This is a genomic window from Saccharopolyspora sp. 6V (assembly GCF_020176785.1).
Classification (GTDB): domain Bacteria; phylum Actinomycetota; class Actinomycetes; order Mycobacteriales; family Pseudonocardiaceae; genus Saccharopolyspora_C; species Saccharopolyspora_C gregorii.
In genome coordinates this window covers 89,759-108,429 of record NZ_JAIUKB010000014.1, presented here as the reverse complement: position 1 = coordinate 108,429, position 18,671 = coordinate 89,759, and the positions used below count along the sequence as shown (strand labels likewise).

15 protein-coding genes are annotated in these 18,671 nt (G+C 70.4%); all 15 read right to left on the bottom strand.

Annotated elements, in window-relative coordinates; genetic code table 11:
* Window positions 1-23: 23 nt before the first annotated feature.
* Window positions 24-305: a 30S ribosomal protein S19 gene (gene rpsS / locus LCD35_RS02985; protein ID WP_224956662.1), complete on the bottom strand. Its 282-nt coding sequence runs from the start codon at window positions 303-305 to the stop codon at window positions 24-26.
* An 18-nt stretch (window positions 306-323) separates the two neighbouring features.
* Window positions 324-1,157 (bottom strand): 50S ribosomal protein L2, encoded by an 834-nt coding sequence (gene rplB / locus LCD35_RS02980; protein WP_224956663.1) that lies wholly within the window; start codon window positions 1,155-1,157, stop codon window positions 324-326.
* 32 nt (window positions 1,158-1,189) lie between these two features.
* A complete protein-coding gene (gene rplW / locus LCD35_RS02975; protein ID WP_224956664.1) occupies window positions 1,190-1,489 on the bottom strand; it encodes a 50S ribosomal protein L23 in 300 nt (99 codons plus the stop codon).
* Complete coding sequence (rplD, locus tag LCD35_RS02970) at window positions 1,486-2,157, bottom strand: 50S ribosomal protein L4 (protein ID WP_224956665.1); 672 nt, start codon at window positions 2,155-2,157, stop codon at window positions 1,486-1,488. The genes rplW and rplD overlap by 4 nt, the downstream gene beginning before the upstream one ends.
* A complete protein-coding gene (rplC, locus tag LCD35_RS02965) occupies window positions 2,157-2,807 on the bottom strand; it encodes a 50S ribosomal protein L3 (protein WP_224956667.1) in 651 nt (216 codons plus the stop codon). Before rplC ends, rplD begins: the two co-directional genes overlap by 1 nt.
* A gap of 63 nt (window positions 2,808-2,870) precedes the next feature.
* The gene (rpsJ, locus tag LCD35_RS02960) at window positions 2,871-3,176 is read right to left on the bottom strand and encodes a 30S ribosomal protein S10 (protein WP_009948626.1); all 306 of its coding nucleotides are present in this window, start codon (window positions 3,174-3,176) and stop codon (window positions 2,871-2,873) included.
* Window positions 3,177-3,791: 615 nt separating this feature from the next.
* A complete protein-coding gene (gene tuf, locus LCD35_RS02955; RefSeq protein ID WP_224956669.1) occupies window positions 3,792-4,985 on the bottom strand; it encodes an elongation factor Tu in 1,194 nt (397 codons plus the stop codon).
* Between the two features lie 161 nt (window positions 4,986-5,146).
* Complete coding sequence (fusA, locus tag LCD35_RS02950) at window positions 5,147-7,249, bottom strand: elongation factor G (protein WP_224956670.1); 2,103 nt, start codon at window positions 7,247-7,249, stop codon at window positions 5,147-5,149.
* Window positions 7,250-7,325: 76 nt separating this feature from the next.
* Window positions 7,326-7,796: a 30S ribosomal protein S7 gene (rpsG, locus tag LCD35_RS02945; protein ID WP_224956671.1), complete on the bottom strand. Its 471-nt coding sequence runs from the start codon at window positions 7,794-7,796 to the stop codon at window positions 7,326-7,328.
* Window positions 7,796-8,170, bottom strand: coding sequence for a 30S ribosomal protein S12 (gene rpsL / locus LCD35_RS02940; RefSeq protein ID WP_009948619.1), 375 nt, complete (start codon window positions 8,168-8,170; stop codon window positions 7,796-7,798). Before rpsL ends, rpsG begins: the two co-directional genes overlap by 1 nt.
* Before the next feature lie 525 nt (window positions 8,171-8,695).
* Window positions 8,696-10,324, bottom strand: a complete 1,629-nt coding sequence (locus LCD35_RS30375) for a TNT domain-containing protein (RefSeq protein ID WP_224967138.1) — start codon at window positions 10,322-10,324, stop codon at window positions 8,696-8,698.
* Between the two features lie 61 nt (window positions 10,325-10,385).
* Window positions 10,386-12,968, bottom strand: coding sequence for a type VII secretion system-associated protein (locus tag LCD35_RS02930; protein ID WP_225043668.1), 2,583 nt, complete (start codon window positions 12,966-12,968; stop codon window positions 10,386-10,388).
* On the bottom strand, window positions 12,968-17,788 hold the full coding sequence (locus LCD35_RS02925) for a hypothetical protein (protein WP_225043667.1): 4,821 nt from the start codon (window positions 17,786-17,788) through the stop codon (window positions 12,968-12,970). Before LCD35_RS02925 ends, LCD35_RS02930 begins: the two co-directional genes overlap by 1 nt.
* Window positions 17,785-18,093 (bottom strand): type VII secretion target, encoded by a 309-nt coding sequence (locus LCD35_RS02920; protein ID WP_224956675.1) that lies wholly within the window; start codon window positions 18,091-18,093, stop codon window positions 17,785-17,787. The genes LCD35_RS02925 and LCD35_RS02920 overlap by 4 nt, the downstream gene beginning before the upstream one ends.
* 15 nt (window positions 18,094-18,108) lie before the next feature.
* A complete protein-coding gene (locus LCD35_RS02915) occupies window positions 18,109-18,642 on the bottom strand; it encodes a YbaB/EbfC family nucleoid-associated protein (RefSeq protein WP_224956676.1) in 534 nt (177 codons plus the stop codon).
* Window positions 18,643-18,671: the final 29 nt, after the last annotated feature.

Here is an 18,671-nt window from a genome sequence, read left to right as displayed (position 1 = left end):
CCTTGCTCTTGGTTCGCCCCCGCTCAGCGGCGGCGCGACTTCCGGTCATCCTTGACGTGGCCCTTGAAGGTCCTCGTCGGCGCGAACTCGCCCAGCTTGTGTCCGACCATCGACTCGGTGATGAACACCGGGATGTGCTTGCGACCGTCGTGCACCGCGAAGGTGTGGCCGAGCATGTCCGGGATGATCGTGGACCGGCGGGACCAGGTCTTGATCACGGTCTTCTTGCCCGACTCGTTCAGCGCGTCCACCTTCTTGAGCAGGTGGTCGTCCACGAACGGGCCCTTCTTGAGGCTGCGTGGCATGTGCTTCTACCTCCCTGCTCAGCGCTTCTTGCCGGTGCGACGGCGCCGGACGATGAGCTTGTCACTGGGCTTGTTGCGGCGGGTGCGACCCTCGGGGCGGCCCTTGGGGTTGACCGGGTGGCGACCACCGGAGGTCTTGCCCTCACCACCACCGTGCGGGTGGTCGACCGGGTTCATGACGACACCGCGGACGGTCGGGCGCTTGCCCTTCCACCGCATGCGGCCTGCCTTGCCCCAGTTGATGTTCGAGTGCTCGGAGTTGCCGACCTCGCCGACGGTGGCCCGGCAGCGCGCGTCCACGTTGCGGATCTCGCCCGAAGGCATCCGCAGCTGGGCGTACGGGCCGTCCTTGGCCACCAGCTGGACCCGGGCACCGGCGGAACGCGCGATCTTGGCGCCGCCACCGGGGCGGAGCTCGATCGCGTGGATCACGGTACCGGTCGGGATGTTGCGCAGCGGGAGGTTGTTCCCGGGCTTGATGTCAGCCCGCGGCCCGCTCTCGACCCGGTCGCCCTGCCCGATGCCGTTCGGCGCGATGATGTAGCGCTTCTCGCCATCCAGGTAGTGCAGCAGCGCGATGCGTGCGCTGCGGTTCGGGTCGTACTCGATGTGCGCGACCTTGGCCGGCACACCGTCCTTGTCGTTGCGGCGGAAGTCGATGATGCGGTAGGCCCGCTTGTGGCCCCCGCCCTGGTGCCGCGTGGTGATCTTGCCGTGCGCGTTGCGGCCGCCGCGACCGTGCAGCGGACGCACCAGCGACTTCTCCGGCTCCGACCGGGTGATCTCGGCGAAGTCGGACACGCTGGAGCCGCGACGGCCCGGCGTCGTCGGCTTGTGCTTGCGAATGCCCATCTCTGTAGAAACCTCGTCCTAATCAGCGCCGGTCAGGCGGCCGGTCCGCCGAAGATCTCGATCGGCTTGCTCTCCGGGGACAGCGTCACGATCGCCCGCTTCGTGTCCTTGCGCTTGCCGTACCCGGTGCGGGTGCGCTTGCGCTTGCCGTTGCGGTTGATCGTGTTCACGTTGGTGACCTTGACATCGAAGATCTTCTCAACGGCGATCTTGATCTCGGTCTTGTTCGAGCCGGGGCGAACCAGGAAGGTGTACTGGCCCTCCTCCAAGAGCCCGTAGCTCTTCTCGGAGACGACCGGCGCCAGGATGATGTCTCGCGGGTCGGGGATCACTGCTGTGCCTCCTCAGCGCTCGCGGCCGTGGCGACCTGCGCAGGCCCGGCGACGAACCGCTCGAACGCGGCCTTGGTGAACACCACGTCGTCGTTGACCAGCACGTCGTAGGTGTTGAGCTGACCCGGCGTGATCAGGTGCACGTTCGTCAGGTTCCGCAGGCTCAGCCAGGAATTGGCCTCCTCCGCGTTGTTCAGCACGACCAGCACGCGCTTCGCCTGGGTCCAGGTGCGGACCGCGGCCTTGGCGGCCTTGGTCGACGGCGTCTCGCCACCGACCACGTGCGTCACGACGTGCAGCTGGCCGGCGCGAACGCGGTCGGACAGCGCACCGCGCAGCGCGGCGGCCTTCATCTTCTTGGGGGTGCGCTGGGTGTAGTCCCGCGGCTGCGGGCCGTGCACCGTGCCACCACCGGTGAACTGGGGAGCCCGGATCGAGCCCTGGCGGGCGTTACCGGTGCCCTTCTGCCGGTACGGCTTCTTGCCGCCACCGGAGACCTGGCCGCGAGTCTTCGTGGCGTGCGTGCCCTGGCGAGCGGCGGCCAGCTGGGCCGTCACCACCTGGTGCATCAGGGCCACGTTGGCCTGCACGTCGAAGATCTCGGCGGGCAGCGTCACGCTGCCGTCGGTCGCGCCGTCCGGGGTACGGACGTCCAGCGTCGCGCTCATCACGCACCACCCTTCGCGGGGCTCTTGACCAGAACCAGGCCGCCCTTGGGGCCGGGAACGGCACCCTTGATCAGCAACAGGCCGGACTCGCCTTCCACCCGGTGAACCTTGAGGTTCTGGGTGGTCACGCGGTTGGAGCCCATCCGGCCCGCCATCCGCATGCCCTTGAAGACACGACCCGGGGTGGCGCAGCCACCGATCGAGCCGGGCTTGCGGTGCACGGCCTGCGCACCGTGGCTCATCGGCTGGCGGTGGAAGCCGTGCCGCTTGATCGTGCCGGCGAAGCCCTTGCCCTTGCTGGTGCCGACGACGTCGACGACCGCACCGGACTCGAACACCTCAGCGGTGATCTCCTGGCCGACTTCGTACTCACCGGCGTCGTTCGTGCGCAGCTCCACGAGGTGGCGGCGCGGCGTGACCCCGGCCTTGGTGAAGTGGCCGGTGCGCGGCTTGTTCACCTTGCGGGGGTCGATGGCGCCGAACGCCAGCTGCACGGCCGAATAGCCGTCCTTGTCGGGGGTACGGATCTGGGTGACCACGTTCGGCCCGGCCTGCACGACGGTCACCGGGACGACCCGGTTGTTCTCGTCGAAGACCTGGGTCATGCCGAGCTTGGTGCCCAGAATCCCCTTGATCTGCCTGTCAGACATCAGTCTTGTTCTCTCCGCACTACGGCCGGCCCGCGGACGAGCCGTCTCAAGATGGGCCGACCCTTACTGGATGTTCACGTCGACGCTGGCCGGCAGGTCGATGCGCATCAACGCGTCCACCGTCTTCGGCGTCGGTTCGAGGATGTCGATGAGCCGCTTGTGCGTCCGCATCTCGAAGTGCTCCCGCGAGTCCTTGTACTTGTGCGGAGAGCGGATGACGCAGTAGACGTTCTTCTCCGTCGGCAGCGGCACCGGCCCGACGACCCGAGCGCCGGTGCGCGTCACGGTCTCGACGATCTTGCGCGCGGACGCGTCGATCGCCTCGTGGTCGTAGGCCTTGAGCCGGATGCGGATCTTCTGTCCCGCCATAGTGGCTTGCCGTTCCTCTAGTCTCGTGCCGCCAGTGGTCGGCGCTGTGGCGGTCCTCAGCTCGATGCTGACGACGGCGCCTGCGCCCATGGGCTTCGGGTGCCCGTCGCGGCCTGGGCCGGTGAGCTCCCGGCGGGATGACTCCCGCACGGAGGGCCCAGCCCTCGGTCCGCCCCTGTTCAGGTTGCTGGTGCCCGGTACACGCGGTCGGGCGTGTCGCCCACTGCGCACAGACCGGTCCCACCGAACTTCGCCGTTGGGATGGATCCGAGAGCTTCTCGAAAGACACCCTCTAAGACCCGTACACCTAGTTCTTTGCACCCTGCCGGACGGCGACGCGGGAAGACTCCCGTCGCAGCGCCCAGGCCCGGCCGAAACCGGTCCTGCTCCGAAACTCCAGGGCGCGGGGCTTCTCGTGGCGGAGCGGCCGGGACTTCCACTGACAGGTGATGAACACCCGGGAAACCGGCCGCTCCGAACGAGCAACCCATACAGGATGACACACGCCGGATGCCAGCCCGAATCGGGGGGTGGTTTCCGGGTCCGCGCCGCGGCACGACCCCGAAAACCAGCGAGGGCCTGCTCCCTGGGAAGGAAGCAGGCCCTCGCGGTGGATCACTTGATGATCTTGGTGACGCGACCCGCGCCGACCGTACGACCACCCTCGCGAATCGCGAAGCGGAGGCCGTCGTCCATCGCGATCGGCTGGATCAGCTGCACCGTCATCTCGACGTTGTCACCCGGCATGACCATCTCGGTGCCCTCGGGGAGGGTCACGACGCCGGTCACGTCGGTGGTGCGGAAGTAGAACTGCGGCCGGTAGTTGTTGAAGAACGGGGTGTGACGGCCACCGTCCTCCTTCGACCGGATGTAGACCTGGCACTCGAACTCGGTGTGCGGGGTCGTGGTCTTCGGCTTGACGACCACCATGCCGCGCTCGACGTCCTCGCGCTTGATGCCGCGCACGAGCAGACCGACGTTGTCACCGGCCTGGCCCTCGTCCAGCAGCTTCCGGAACATCTCGACGCCGGTGACCGTGGTCTTCAGCGCGGTGTCCTTGATGCCGACGAGCTCGACCTCTTCGTTGACCTTGATGATGCCGCGCTCGATGCGACCGGTCACCACGGTGCCGCGGCCGGTGATCGAGAAGACGTCCTCGACCGGCATCAGGAAGGGCTTGTCGGTCTCGCGCTCCGGGTCCGGAACGTTCTCGTCGACCGCGTCGAGCAGCTCGACGATCTTGTTGGACCACTCGGGGTCGCCCTCGAGCGCCTTCAGCGCGGAGACGCGGATGACCGGAGCGTCGTCGCCGTCGTACTCCTCGCCGGAGAGCAGCTCGCGCACCTCCATCTCCACGAGCTCCATGATCTCCTCGTCGTCGACCATGTCGGCCTTGTTCAGCGCGACGAGGATGTAGGGCACGCCGACCTGGCGAGCCAGCAGCACGTGCTCACGCGTCTGCGGCATCGGACCGTCGGTGGCGGCGACGACCAGGATCGCCCCGTCCATCTGAGCGGCACCCGTGATCATGTTCTTCACGTAGTCGGCGTGACCGGGGGCGTCGACGTGCGCGTAGTGACGCTTCTCGGTCTGGTACTCGACGTGCGCGATCTGGATCGTGATGCCGCGCTGCTTTTCCTCGGGAGCCTTGTCGATCTCGTCGAACGGCGTGAAGGGGTTCAGCTCCGGGTACTTCTCGTGCAGCACCTTGGTGATGGCCGCGGTGAGCGTGGTCTTGCCGTGGTCAACGTGACCGATGGTCCCGATGTTGACGTGCGGCTTGTCCCTCTCGAACTTCGCCTTAGCCACTGGATTGTCCTCCTGGACTTGGTTCTCTTTCCGCCGTACGACTAGCCAGTCCCCGCGTTGCGCGAAGATTCAGTGCCAGGCGGAGTCCTGTCGGGTTTGGCAGCGGAGGGCTCCGGTCCTCCCGCGGAGGCCGGAGCCACCCGCCGCCGAACTACAGGGAATTACTCGCCCGTAGCCTTCGCGATGATCTCCTTCGCCACGTTCGCGGGAACCTCGGCGTAGGAGTCGAACACCATCGAGTAGTTCGCGCGGCCCTGCGTCTTGGAACGCAGGTCGCCGACATACCCGAACATCTCGGACAGCGGCACCTGCGCCTTGACGACGCGCGCACCGCTGCGCTCCTCCATGGCCTGGATCTGGCCACGGCGGGAGTTGAGGTCGCCGATGACATCGCCCATGTAGTCCTCGGGCGTGATCACCTCGACCGCCATCACCGGTTCGAGGATCGCCGGGGAGGCCTTCTGCGCGGCCTCCTTCAGGGCGATGGAACCGGCGACCTTGAACGCCATCTCCGAGGAGTCGACCTCGTGGTACTGGCCGTCCAACAAGATCACCTTGACGCCCACCAGCGGGTAGCCGGCCAGCACGCCGTACTGCATGGCGTCCTGCGCGCCCTGGTCCACCGACGGGATGTACTCGCGCGGGACGCGACCACCGGTGACCTTGTTCTGGAACTCGTACGTCGCACTGTCCGCAGTCTGCTCGATCGGCTCGAGGCCGATGATGACGCGGGCGAACTGCCCGGAGCCACCGGTCTGCTTCTTGTGCGTGTACTCGTACTTCTCGACCGGCTTGCGAATCGTCTCCCGGTAGGCCACCTGCGGCTTACCGATGTTCGCCTCGACCTTGAAGTCCGACTTCATCCGGTTGACCAGGACTTCCAGGTGCAGCTCGCCCATGCCGGACAGGACCGTCTGACCGGTCTCCTCGTCGTGGTGGACGCGGAAGGTCGGGTCCTCCTCGGCGAGCTTCTGGATCGCCGTGGACAGCTTCTCCTGGTCGGCCTTCGTCTTCGGCTCGACCGCGACGTCGATGACCGGCTCCGGGAAGGTCATCGACTCCAGGACGATCGGGTTCTGCGGGTCGGACAAGGTGTCACCGGTGGTGGTGTCCTTGAGCCCGACGACCGCGTAGATGTGACCGGCCTGGGCCTCGTCGACCGGGTTCTCCTTGTTGGAGTGCATCTGGAAGAGCTTCCCGATGCGCTCCTTGCGCTCGCGGGTCGAGTTCATGACCTGCGAACCGGAGGAGAGCTTGCCGGAGTAGACCCGGATGTAGGTCAGCTTCCCGTAGAACGGGTGCACCGCGATCTTGGAGACCAGCGCGGAGAACGGCTCCTGGGTGCTGGGCTTGCGCTCGGCGGCGGTCTCGCCGTCCAGCAGCAGGCCCTGCACCGGCGGCACGTCCAGCGGCGCGGGCAGGTAGTCGACGACCGCGTCGAGCATGGGCTGCACGCCCTTGTTCTTGAACGCGGTACCGCACAGGACCGGGAACGCGGTGCGCTCGACGGTCAGCTTGCGGATGCCGGCCTTGATCTGGTCGGTGGTCAGCTCCTCGCCGCCGAAGTAGGCCTCCATGAGGGCCTCGTCGGTCTCGGCGACGGCCTCGATCAGCTGCTCGCGGTAGGAAGCGGCGGCCTCGGCCAGGTCGGCGGGGATCTCCTCGACCTCGTACTGCTCGCCCTTCTTGACGTCACCGCGCCAGGTCAGCGCCTTCATGCTGACCAGGTCGACGATGCCCTCGAAGTCGGACTCGCTGCCGATCGGGAGCTGGATGACCAGCGGAGTGGCGTTCAGCCGCTCGCGGATGGTCTTCACGGTGAAGTAGAAGTCCGCGCCCAGCTTGTCCATCTTGTTGACGAAGCAGATGCGCGGGACGTCGTACTTGTCCGCCTGCCGCCAGACCTGCTCGGACTGCGGCTCGACACCTTCCTTGCCGTCGAAGACCGCGACGGCGCCGTCCAGGACGCGCAGCGAGCGCTCCACCTCGACCGTGAAGTCGACGTGCCCGGGGGTGTCGATGATGTTGATCTGGTAGTCGCCCCAGAAGGTCGTGGTGGCAGCCGAGGTGATCGTGATACCCCGCTTCTGCTCCTCTTCCATCCAGTCCATCGTCGAGGCGCCGTCGTGCGTCTCGCCGAGCTTGTGGTTGATCCCGGTGTAGTACAGGATCCGCTCGGTCGTGGTGGTCTTGCCCGCGTCGATGTGGGCCATGATGCCGATGTTGCGAACCTTCGTGAGGTCCGTCAGCACGTCGCGTGCCACGAGTTTCTTCCCCGTTCCTACAGCAGATGCAAGCCGTCGAATCGGTGTGCCGAGGCGGGCAGGAGCCGACCCGACGTCACCAGCGGTAGTGCGCGAAGGCCTTGTTGGACTCCGCCATCTTGTGCGTGTCTTCGCGCTTCTTGACGCTCGCGCCGAGGCCGTTGCTGGCGTCGAGCAGTTCGTTCATGAGGCGCTCGACCATGGTCTTCTCGCGGCGCGCCCGCGAGTAGGTGACCAGCCAGCGCAGGGCCAGCGTGGTCGAGCGGCCGGCGCGGACCTCGATCGGCACCTGGTAGGTCGCGCCACCCACGCGGCGGCTGCGGACCTCCAGGGTCGGCTTCACGTTGTCCAGCGCACGCTTGAGCGTGACCACCGGGTCGGTGCCGTTCTTCTCCCGAGCGCCCTCGAGCGCCGCGTACACGATCTTCTCGGCCAGCGAGCGCTTGCCGTCGACGAGGACCTTGTTCACCAGCTGGGTGACCAGCGGCGAGGCGTACACGGGATCGGCGTTGAGCGGCCGCTTCGGGGCCGGACCCTTGCGGGGCATCAGCTCTTCTCCTTCTTCGCGCCGTACCGGCTGCGAGCCTGCTTGCGGTTCTTCACACCCTGCGTGTCGGCCGACCCGCGGATGATCTTGTACCGCACGCCGGGGAGGTCCTTCACACGGCCGCCGCGAACCAGCACGATCGAGTGCTCCTGGAGGTTGTGCCCCTCACCCGGGATGTAGGCCGTGACCTCGATGCCGCTGGTGAGCTTGACACGAGCGACCTTGCGCAGTGCCGAGTTGGGCTTCTTCGGGGTGGTGGTGTACACGCGGGTGCACACGCCACGCCGCTGCGGGCTCCCCTTGAGCGCCGCGGTCTTGGTCTTGGCGACCTTGTCCTGGCGGCCCTTACGGACCAGCTGCTGGATGGTGGGCATGGACCGGCTTTCTCTTGAGCGTTCGCGTCTTCGTGGTTGCTCTCGCCCGGCGGCGCTCGCACACGTCGGCGTCCGGGCACGTGCCCTGGCGCCGAGCACCTGGCAGGCACTGTTTACTTGGGACTCCCCCGCACCACGAGGTCGGGCGTGTCGCCCACTCCCCGGCCTTGCGGCGCTGGTGGTGCCCGCGGGAGCGCACCGACAGGAACGAACCCGATGGTTGTCAGGAGAGTTCCGCACGGCCCATGTCCGCGATCACGACCACCGGAGTGGTCACTGCTCACGCACGGGCATACGGACCGACCCGATAGCTTTCGGGTCCGATAAGCAAAGATACCCGCCCCGTTCTGAGGGGGTCAAAACGGGGTCCCCAAGACCTGCTCGATCTTCCCCGAAGCGCCGCGGACCGAGCTAGTGGTGTGGTGTTGCCCGCGACCTTACCGCCGCTGGCAAGAGCCGCCAGCGGGCGCGGCGGGCGTCCCACGACTCGGGCGGGCCGGCGTCCGACCAGGCACGAGGTGCCGATCACACCTCCGCGAGCCAGCCGCCGGCGACGAGCTCCCCGACCGGCTGCGGCAGCAGGTGCGCCGTGCCGCCGCCGACCTGCCCGTGGTCCGGCCTCGCCACCGCGGTGAGCACCTCGAAACCCCGCACCACCCGGTACCGCCGGTACTCCCCCGGCTCCCGCCCCGGCGGCAGCGAACGCTGCGGCAGCGTCGTGCCCGCGACGAAGACCGCGTTGCCGTCGGGCGCGCCGAAGCGGTCCACTTCGGCCCCGTCGGGGAGCATCGCGTGCCGCCGGTCCTCGTAGGCGGACAGCGGCCGGTCCGGTCCGAGCGGCACGATCCGGCACTCGTACTCGGCCAGCGGCTCGTCCGGCTCGCGCTGCATCGAGTCCCGGGTGAGCGCGACCGCGCCGATCAGGTGCGCCGCCGCGGCGTGCGCCTCCGGGAAGCGGGAGCTGTTGCGCACCTCGCCACCGTCCACGCAGAACACCGACCACCAGCCGTCCGCCTCGCGCAGCATGCTCCAGCCGCCCTCGACCGGTTCCGCGAAGCTGTAGAAGCGGCGGCTCACGCCCAGCGCCGCGATGAAGCGGCGCGCCAGATCGATCGCGCCCGCGGTCCGCTCCGCGTCGAACGCGTCCGGTTCGGACCCCAGCACCAGCGCCTTGGCCTGCTCCACCGCGTGATCGGCGACGACCTCCGGCAGCCGGTGCGCCCGCGCCCGGACGTGGTCCAGGAAGTCGCGCGCCGGGGAGATGTCGTGCACGTCCAGGTAGTAGGCCATCGACAGCGGCCACACCCAGGTGCCGTCGGTGTGGAAGCGCTTCGGCACCTCCGGCGGACGGCTCGGGTCGACCTCGTCCGCCGACGTGCTGCGGGCGGCCAGCACCACCGCGCCACCCGACAGGTACTCGACCAGCAGCCGCTTCTCCACCCACGGCAGCACCGGCCGGTACGCCAACGGCCGGCCCTCCGCGTCCGCGCCGTCGAACAGCCGCGCCATCCGCACCGGGCCCGCCCCGGCGTCCGCGCGGTGCTGCTCGTAGTGGTGCCACGCGGGCCCCAGCAACCACTCCGGCGCCTGCCTGCGCGGGAAGTGGCGGAGCTCGTCGAACGCGTCCTGCGGAGCCACCTCCGCGGGCCGGTCCTGTCCGAACTCGACGACCGGCGCACCATCCGGCGCCACCGAGCAGCGGGCCGTCGTCCACGCCCCGGACTCCGGGCGGTACTCGACGTCCCGGGCGCGGCGCAGCGCGTCCAGCACCTCCTGCGGCGGGATCCAGGTGTGCTCACCGGTGTCGGTCGTGGCGGTCCCGGAGACCTCGAAGCGGGTGCCGAGCGCCGTGCACTCGACGCCGACGCCCCACGCCCCCGCGGGCACCGCGCCCCGCAGCACCGCACCCAGCTCCGCGCGCACGTCCGGGCGCAGCGCGGGCTCGGTCGGCGCGCCGTGCGCGGCCGGAGCCGGGAACGCCCGCCCCGGCTCGGGCGGCTCGCCCTGCACCACGACGACGGACCCGATCCGCTCCACCGGCACCGGCGCCTCGAATCCCGTCAGCACCGCGGACCCGTCCCGCGACTCCGACCACCCGTGCCACCGGCCGTCCACCAAGGCCAAGGTCCCCGCCACCGGCGTCCCGACGATCACCCTGCACTCCCCCTCGTCACCGACCCGACTCCGATCATCCCGCCCCGCACCGACCCACCCCTCACCAACCCGGGTAGCGCTGGAACCAGGTGGGGTCGGTGGGGGGGTGCGGGCCGAACTCCGCCTGGGCGTCCCGTGCCGAGACCTCCACGACGTCCCGCAGCTCCAACGGGCCCAGCCACTCCGGTGGCAGCGCCTCGACCCCGTGCAGCGCGCCCGCGATGTTCCCGCACACCATCCCGGTCGACGCCGAGTCGCCGGAGTGGTTCACCGACAGCAGCAGCGCCGAGCGGAGATCGCCGGTCGCCAGCGCCGCGTACAGACCGATCGCCAACACCTCCTCGGCCAGCACGCCGTGGCCGAGGACCGCGTTGATCTCCTCCGGGCTCACCGGCCCCTTGCCCCCCAGCTGCACCGCGGCGTCCAGGCGCCACAACTGCTCCTCGTGCAGCGGCCAGCGCACCAGCAGCTCGCGCGCCGTGCGCACCGCGTCCGGCAGCGGCACCTCCCGGATCAGCTGGTGCACCACCACCGCCAACACCCCGGCGGACAGGAAACCGCTCGGATGGCCGTGGGTGAGCGCCGCGGTGCCCACTGCGACGCGGAACACCTCGGCGGGATCGTGCGACCACACCGCCACCGGCGCCGCTCGCACCACACCGCCGCAACCCTTCGAATCGTTGAGCCGGTGCTGCGGAGTCGCGAAGCGGTGCGTTCGCGCGAAGTTCTCCACCGCCTGCAGGCAGGTGCCGCCCGGCGACCGCTGCGCGAACAATCCGGGGTTCGTGATCAACCATCCGTCCGGCCGCTGCAGGTGGTGCGCGTACGGCCCGCCCGCTTGCGCCCACGGGCGGCCCTGAGCGTGCAGCCAACGCTGATAAGCGTGCTGCACCTCGGGAATCGGATCGTCGTCCGCGGGCTGAGCCCGCCGTGCCACGTGCGCCCGGATCAGCCCCTCCACCGTGAACAGCATCAGCTGCGTGCCATCGGAGACCGGCGCGACACCGCCGTGCAGCACCGGTCCGGTGAGGCCGGCCGGACCGTGCTGCTGCCGGATGACCGCGACGTCGTGGAACTCGAGCGCGTAACCGAGCGCATCACCGGCAGCGCCGCCGAGCAGAGATCCGGTGAAGCGCTCGTGCGGTTCCGGGGCCGTCCGTGCGGAACCCGCCCCAGCCTGCGCGACGGCTCGCGAGGTCAACACCGCCGCGTCGAAGGAGAACAGCTCGTACCTGCCGCAGTAGTCGCTGATCGCTCCGCCTTCGTCCAGCACGCTGGTCACGGTTCCCCAGCGCTTGTGGACGAAGTGCAGCTGCGCCGAGCCACCCGACTCCCGCACGACGTAGGCCGGGCCGACATCGGCGACATCGGCAGGACCGGTCAACCCCGTTGCCGCGCGGACCCGCTCGATGGCGTGGTCGTCGGAGGCGACCGCCGGAACCGGACGCGGAGCCGCGCGGAACGAGATCAGATCCGAAGGATCGGCCCCGGCCAGCTCGGCGACCTGGTTCCGCAGCGCTTCGGGCAGATCCTGCGCGCAGGACAACAACGGCCCTGCCAAGTCGGCTCGCGAGACCTCGCGCCGTTCAGGCGGCAGGAACGGGGAGGTGAGGTCTGCGACCCGGTGGGCGAGCACGATTGCGCGCACCTGCCACGGCAGCTCGTTGAGATGGCCCGAGTAGTCCTGGAAAACCAGCTCCGGGTTCACATCCCCTGGCACTTCCGGGCTCACCGCCGCCCGCAACAACATCGCCACCGGCAGCCCTTCGTCCGGGACCTTGGTCACCCGCTCGCGCAGGCCGGCGTACCGGGGTTCCACACCGCGGAACGCCGCTGCCGCCGCGAGCACGTCCGGATCGGTGACACCACTGGCCACCAGCACCTCGACCGCGACGATCCCCAGCACAGCGGATCGAGCGCCCTCTCGGTTGAGCGCACTTCCGAGCGTGCCCCAACGCGCCAAAGCACGTTCCGCCGCGGCGAAGGTCTCCTCGCCCACCGCTTCGACCAACCGCGGGCCGTACTCCACCCAGATCGGAGGCCCGACGCGGGTACCGCCCTCGGGGTCGTCCAACAGCATCTGCGCAGCGCGCATCGCCGCCACCAGATCCGGGACCGGATACCTCGCCTGCACTCCGGCAGTTCCCGTCAGCACCACGGACGCCTCGGTCGGCAGCTTCGGCACGACCCGGGGGAGGTACATTCGCTCGATCCGCACGTCCTCCGGCACGGCCTTCGGCGTGCTGTACGTCATCAGGCAAACGCCGTCGTCGGCGTCGAGCAGGAGCGGGTTCCCCTGCTCCGACACAAGGACCGGCAGCACCGCGCCGGCCACGTAGCGCAGGAACTGCTCCTGGTCGAAGCGGCCCGCCAGCGTCTCGCGCAAGCCGTGATCGACCAAGCCCGCCGGCGGCTCCGCCTCCTCCACCCGCGACGGTCGATAGTTCGGATTGGGATGGAAGTTCCCGATATCTCCGTTCTCGTCGACGCCGAAGGCGCCCTTGATCCCGTGCGGGGGCACGTCGCCATCGGGGTCGTAAGCGGGATCCGTGACGTAGAGGTAGCCGCCCGCACGCGCCCTCGCCGCTTCCCGCATCGACGCCGTGATCACCGGAGTCCCGGGAGTCTCGTTCGACGAGCTCATCAACCTGATTCCTTCCAAAAATGCGGGTTGTGGTGGTGGTTGATCACCTCACCTGTCCTCTTGTCCACCTCCATGCACTTTCGGATGAATCTGACATCGATGTTCTTCACGAACGCCACTTCCGACTCTCGTGAGTCCCCGAGATTCATCTCGTCGACGTCGACACCGCCGGGAGCTTCGATCACGTACACGTACGACACGCCCCCCTTTCCGCTGCCAACAGCGCGGTCGAAAGCATGGGACTCGCTACGCGTGGTCGCGACCAACCCGCCTCTCGAATTTTCCAAGTGTTGCCAGAGATCAACGCGCTCCCCCCGTGCACGGAACCCTCCTCCGTCAGCGAAGATCTGTTCCGGAGGTCGGTCATCATGGCGGTAGAGCGTGTCTCGATCGGCGCGCCACACAACGTCGCGCTCACCCGAGTACTGCCGCGTCAAGGACCTCTCAACGCTAGCCTGGTCGAGTTCAGCACCATCAGATAGGTGGCCGAGCGGCTCACTGAAATCAGGCTCTCGAATCGGGGTTCCTGGAACGCCACCCTCTCGGGGCGAATCCGGATCAGCCCTGTCGGTTCTCGCAACCGACGGCTCGGATGCGGAATTCGCCTGCTCATGCCTCGCAGGCGATTGAGCCAGGTGCGGCGCGCCTCGTCCGCCGAGATCGCTCTCCCACGTCCGCGGGTTCGGCTCGCCCTGCTGCCCTCGGGTGGTGCTTCGTGGTCCGCCAGGCCCGCTCCGAGTCGTATCGGCATGGGCGGAGTCCCGCGATCGTGCGGTCGTCTCACCGAGGCCTCCCGCATCACGCTGCGGGTACCGTGGATCTGCCCCCTGTCCGTCTCGCGCTCGCATGCGCGGCAGAGCCGGGTCGGTAGCACCGTCCAAGGACCGCCGCTGCGCGGCGAGGTCCGCGTTCGACTGCGACTGCTGAGGGGGCTGCTGGCCCGGGGCATCGTGGCGGCCGAGGTTCTGCTCGGAAGATCGTCCAGCCGGGCCGAGTCCGCTCCGGCCCTGGAAAGGCTGCTGCGGCGCAGGGTTGCGCGGCGACCCGACGCGCGGATCCCCCGGGTTGCTCGGCGACGCCTGCACCGGTCTCGGGCGCTGCGCTTCCGGCTGCGCGCCGGGGTGCAGGTGGGACTGCCGTTCCTGCGGGAGATGCCCACCGCCCTGCGGGCGGGGCACCGAGTTCGGGTGGGCCGCAGGGTGCGGGTAGGGGCCCGCAGCCGGAGGCTGGGCCTGTTGTCCGCGGGCGAGGTCGTGGCCGCCGGGCTGCTGCTGGAACTGCGGCGGGCCCTGCTGCACGCGTCCCGGCGGCTGTGCCGGTCCTGGTGCTTGCGGGCTCCCGGGCTGCTGCGCGTATCCGGTCGACTGCGGGTGACCGGGCTGCTCCGGGTGACCGGGCTGCTGCGGATATCCGGGGTGCTGCGGGTGCCCCTGGGCCGCCGGGTAGCCCTGCGGGTGTTCCTGCGGCAGCAGGTGCCCTTGGTGCTGCCACGGCGTCCTGGGGTCCGGCCACATCTGCTGGTGCCCGGGTGGCGGGCTCGGATCTCGGGGCCGGAAGCCGAAGAACTCGGCCAGCTTGCGCAGCAGGCCCCGCTGCTCGGCGTCGTCGGCGAGCCGGCCGTTGCGGACCCATTCAGGTTCGTGGCCGGGCGGGTAGGGGCTGTCGTGGACGGCGGTGGTGCCGTCGGGGCGGAAGGCGGTCCACTGGCCGGGTTCGTCGAAGCGGGGCTGCGGGGCGCCGGAGGCGTCGGGTTCGAAGGAGGCGCGGTCCTTGCTGGCGTAGACGTTGCCGAAGTTGTCGACCCAGGCGTCCGTGGACGGCGCCACGACCTCGGCGTCCAGTTCCTTCGCCAGCTGCTGCGCGAAGTTCGGGGTGCCGTCGCCGGTGTCGGCGCCGGTGCGGCAGGAGATCAGGCGGACCGGTTCGCCGGGGCGGTAGCCGGGTGCGGCCTTGATGACCTCGGCGAGTTCCTTCGCGTCGAGGTCGCGGTCGCCGAGCCGCACACCGTCCGGTCCACCGTGGACTTCGATGGTGAAGCGCTTCGGGTCGACGGCCGCACCGGGCGGCGGTTCGACACCGGAACCGCTGCGCACCATCGAGATACCGGACTCCGTCGCCCCGATGTCGTGGGCGTCGTCGCCGAGCTTCGCGCGCAGCTCCGGGGACAGGTCGAGCTCGGCAGGCCCGTCACCGGGGCGGTTCCAGGCGTGCTGGACCTGCTCGTGCCGCGGCACCGGACGTTCGGCGGCCATCGATTCGGCGGTCGACCGCTCCGGTGCGCGCTGCGGCTGCGCGTCGGGATGGCTCCGGTGGCCCGTGCCCCACGGCACGGCCGAGTTCGGGGCGACGTGGGCGAAATCCGACCCGTCGAGCCGCGACCACGGCCGCTCGTCCGGGAACCTCGGCTGCGGCGCGGCGGGACGCGGGGCGGATGTCTGGTGGCGCGCTCCCGGCGAGTCCGGGCCGGGAGCGTGCGGCGTGCCGGGGCCGTCCGGCCGGGGCGAGGGTGCCGCGGGGGCGTCTCCTCGCGGCGGTACCGGTGGATCCGTCCGAGGCGGTACCGGCGCGGCGGCACGAGGCGGAGTCGGCGCATCCGCCCGCGAAGGCACCGGCCCATCCGCCCGCGGGGACACCGGCGCGTCGGCCCGCGGCGACACCGGGGCATCCGCGCGAGGCGGAGTCGACCCATCCGCCCGGGGCGGCACCGGGGTATCCGTCCGAGGAGGTACCGGCGCGTCGGCTCGAGGCGGCACCGGCCCATCCGCCCGAGGCGGAGTCGACCCATCCGCCCGAGGCGGCACCGGCGCATCCGCCCGCGAAGGCATCGGCGCATCCGTCCGAGGGGACACCGGCCCGTCCGCCCGCGGCGGAGTCGGCGCATCGGCCCGTGGCGGAGCGCTCGGTGTTTGTGGCGCATCCGCTCGTGATACCGCGGCGCGCGGATTCCCGGGCTGCTGCGGCGAATTCCCTTGGTCGGGCGCATCCCGGTGCGCGTGCGCGGCTCGTTCCGGCGCCGTGCGGGGGCCGTCCGGCGCATGCGGCGCGCGAGGCCCGCTCGGCAGGTGGGCGGCGCCGGGGCTGCCCGGGGTGCCGGTCCAGCCGGCCGGTCGGGCGCCGCGAGCGCCGGGCGCGCCCGGCGCACCCGCCTGCGGAGCTCCTCCGGCGGGGCCGCCGCCTGCCGACGATCCGCTGGAGGGCGCGGCACCCGGCTGGTCCGGCTGGCGTGGCGGAGTCGGCGCCGCGGCGGGCGCGTCCGCGTTCGGCGGGCGCACCGGGGCATCGACCGCGGCGGACGTCGTCGCCGCGGGCCTGCTCGGCACGTCGGCGTGCCCGGCGGACGAGCCCGGCAGGTACCCACCGGCACCACCACCGTCCGATGTGGACGTCGCGGGGCCGCCGGCGGGCGCCTCGCCGCTCTGCGCGGTGAACCGGCCCGCAGCCGAACCGGCCTGCTCGCCCGGTGCGGTGCCGCCCGAGCTCGCGGTGTCCGGCCCGCCACCTGCGCGCCCGCCCGCGTCGACCGGGGCGCTCCGCACCTCGGCCGAGGTCCCGCTCTCGGGCGCGTGCCCGACCGGTGCGCCGCCCGCGTCCGAGCGGAACGAGGAACCGCCACTCGCCTGTCCGCCGGACGTGGAACCGCCGCCGGACGCGCTCTCCGCGTCCGCTCGACCCGGCGCCGCATCCCCCGCGGATCGCATCGACGTGCCAGCGCCGGTCGGCGTCTCGGGCCCGTCGCCGGTGGACCTGCCGGTCGGCGCCTCCGGCCCGTCGCCGCTGGACCTGCCCGCGGCGGTCCGCACCTCCGACCCGTCCGCACTCGACCTGCGCGCGTCCGCGGGGGAATCGGTTCCGCCACCGTCCGAGTCCGAGCCTCCGGAGTCGCCGCCACCGGCCCTGGCGTGGTGCCTGCCCGCCACGTCGGTGTCGAAGACGTCGTCGAGCTTGCGCCAGGCCTTGTCCGCGGCCTTGTCCGCGATCTTCCCGGAGACGTCGAGCTTGTCGGCGACCTTCGAGGCGATCTTCCCGGCCGCCGCGACCTTCTCCGCGGAGAACTTCGCGCCCTTGCCGAGCATCTTCATGAGGTCGCCGAAGACCTCGACCATCCGCGCCATCTTCGGCCCGACGTTGCCGATGGTCTTGATCAGCTTCCCGACGATGTCGGCGATCTTCGTGACGGTCCGGGCGATGAACGCCACCGCCTGCGGCACGACCCAGGCGAGGGAGACCACGGGTGGCGCGAGCGCTTCCAGCGCGTAGGTGATGAGCCGGGAGATGCAGTCGGCGACGAGGTCCCGGACGAAGTCGCGCACGAAGGACACGACCATGCCCATCGTGCCCACGACGCTGGAGATGGTGCCCGCGAGCTCGCCCGCCCCGGTCAGCGCCGTCGCCCGCTCCGCGGCGTGCCGCCGGTACGCGTCGCCGGCAGCGCCGGTCCAGTGCGCGGTGTCGGCCCGCACGGAGTCGCGGTACTGCGTCGCGGCCGCACCGACCGAGGTCGCGACCTGCTGCCACTGCTCGGAATAGGCCTGCACCCCGTCGGGGTCACCGGCGAACCAGTCGAGGGCTTCCTGCAGCGGCTGGATGTGCTCGATCAGCCACGCCACCCCGTAGGAGAGCAGGGTGCCGACCGGGTCGACGACGACGCTGACCGCTTCCATCGCGAGCCCGCCGTAGCCGAGGCTGCTCTCCAGCCAGGTGGACTCGTCGTTGAGGCTGGTGACGTCGTGCCAGGACTCCACGATGCCGATGCCCGTGATGCCGTCCGGCGGTTCCGAGGGATCGACGGCGTTCTGCGCGTTGACGAGCGGATTGCTCACGCCTGCATCCCGTCGAAGTTCCGGCTGTTCCCGTCGTCGGTGGCCTGGTACTCCTCAGCCGCGGCGCGCACGTCCGAGGCGGTGCCCCGGATGGCTTCGGCAGCGTGCTGGAGGGTGTCGATGCCGTGCTGCTCGGCCTGGTCGACCATCCATGCGAAGGGGCGGCACAGGATCCCGTAGGCGTCGTTGTCCATCGTCACGGCCCGCGAGGCGTCGACGGCGGCGTCCAGCGCCTCCGCCACTCCGTCCACTTTGGACGCATGGGCGCGGAGGTCCTCGATGACGACGTTCATGTCTTCGGACATCGGTTCTCCCCGTCGTCAGCGCAGGAACGAGCCGCGGCTGAAGTCCTCGTCGTCGAAGTCGTCCGGGCCGGGCCGCCGCGGTGCGCGGTTCGGCCGGCGCGGCGGCCGCGGACCGTCGTCCTCGGGGCCGATGCGCATCTCCTGCACCCCGGGGCGGCGCGGCGGCTCCTCCGGTTCCTCCGGCGGCTCCGGGAAGAATCGCTTGGCCTGGCCCAACATGTGGCGCACGGCTTCGTCGCCCTCACCGACGGTGCTCGCCGCGGCTTCCTGCATGCGTTCCGGCAGCTTCGACTGGGCCAGCCGCACCGTGCGCATGATCTCGCCCGCGAGCTTCGCCATCGGGCGGTTCCCGGCGTTCTCGGCGAGCACCAGGTCGTCGAGCATGCCGCTGGAGCCGACCGTCACCCGCACCGCGCCGTCGCGGGAGGACTCGGTGACCGAGATCTGCTCGATCTGGGCCTGCATGCGGCCGAACTTCTCGGCCTTCTCGGTCGCGCGTTCCTGCCACTCGCGGACCATCCGCTCAGCCGCGCTGATGTCCTCAGGCACTCCGCCCCCGAACGTGTGCGGAGGTCGGG

Excerpts from the sequence above, each read along its gene's own strand:
- rpsS (WP_224956662.1), bottom strand. The coding sequence starts at position 305 with ATGCCACGCAGCCTCAAGAAGGGCCCGTTCGTGGACGACCACCTGCTC.
- rplB (WP_224956663.1), bottom strand. The coding sequence starts at position 1,157 with ATGGGCATTCGCAAGCACAAGCCGACGACGCCGGGCCGTCGCGGCTCC.
- rplD (WP_224956665.1), bottom strand. The coding sequence starts at position 2,157 with ATGAGCGCGACGCTGGACGTCCGTACCCCGGACGGCGCGACCGACGGC.
- rplC (WP_224956667.1), bottom strand. The coding sequence starts at position 2,807 with ATGTCTGACAGGCAGATCAAGGGGATTCTGGGCACCAAGCTCGGCATG.
- rpsJ (WP_009948626.1), bottom strand. The coding sequence starts at position 3,176 with ATGGCGGGACAGAAGATCCGCATCCGGCTCAAGGCCTACGACCACGAG.
- rpsG (WP_224956671.1), bottom strand. The coding sequence starts at position 7,796 with ATGCCCCGCAAGGGTCCGGCCCCGAAGCGGCCGCTCAACGCCGATCCC.
- rpsL (WP_009948619.1), bottom strand. The coding sequence starts at position 8,170 with ATGCCCACCATCCAGCAGCTGGTCCGTAAGGGCCGCCAGGACAAGGTC.
- LCD35_RS02930 (WP_225043668.1), bottom strand. The coding sequence starts at position 12,968 with ATGAGCTCGTCGAACGAGACTCCCGGGACTCCGGTGATCACGGCGTCG.
- LCD35_RS02920 (WP_224956675.1), bottom strand. The coding sequence starts at position 18,093 with ATGTCCGAAGACATGAACGTCGTCATCGAGGACCTCCGCGCCCATGCG.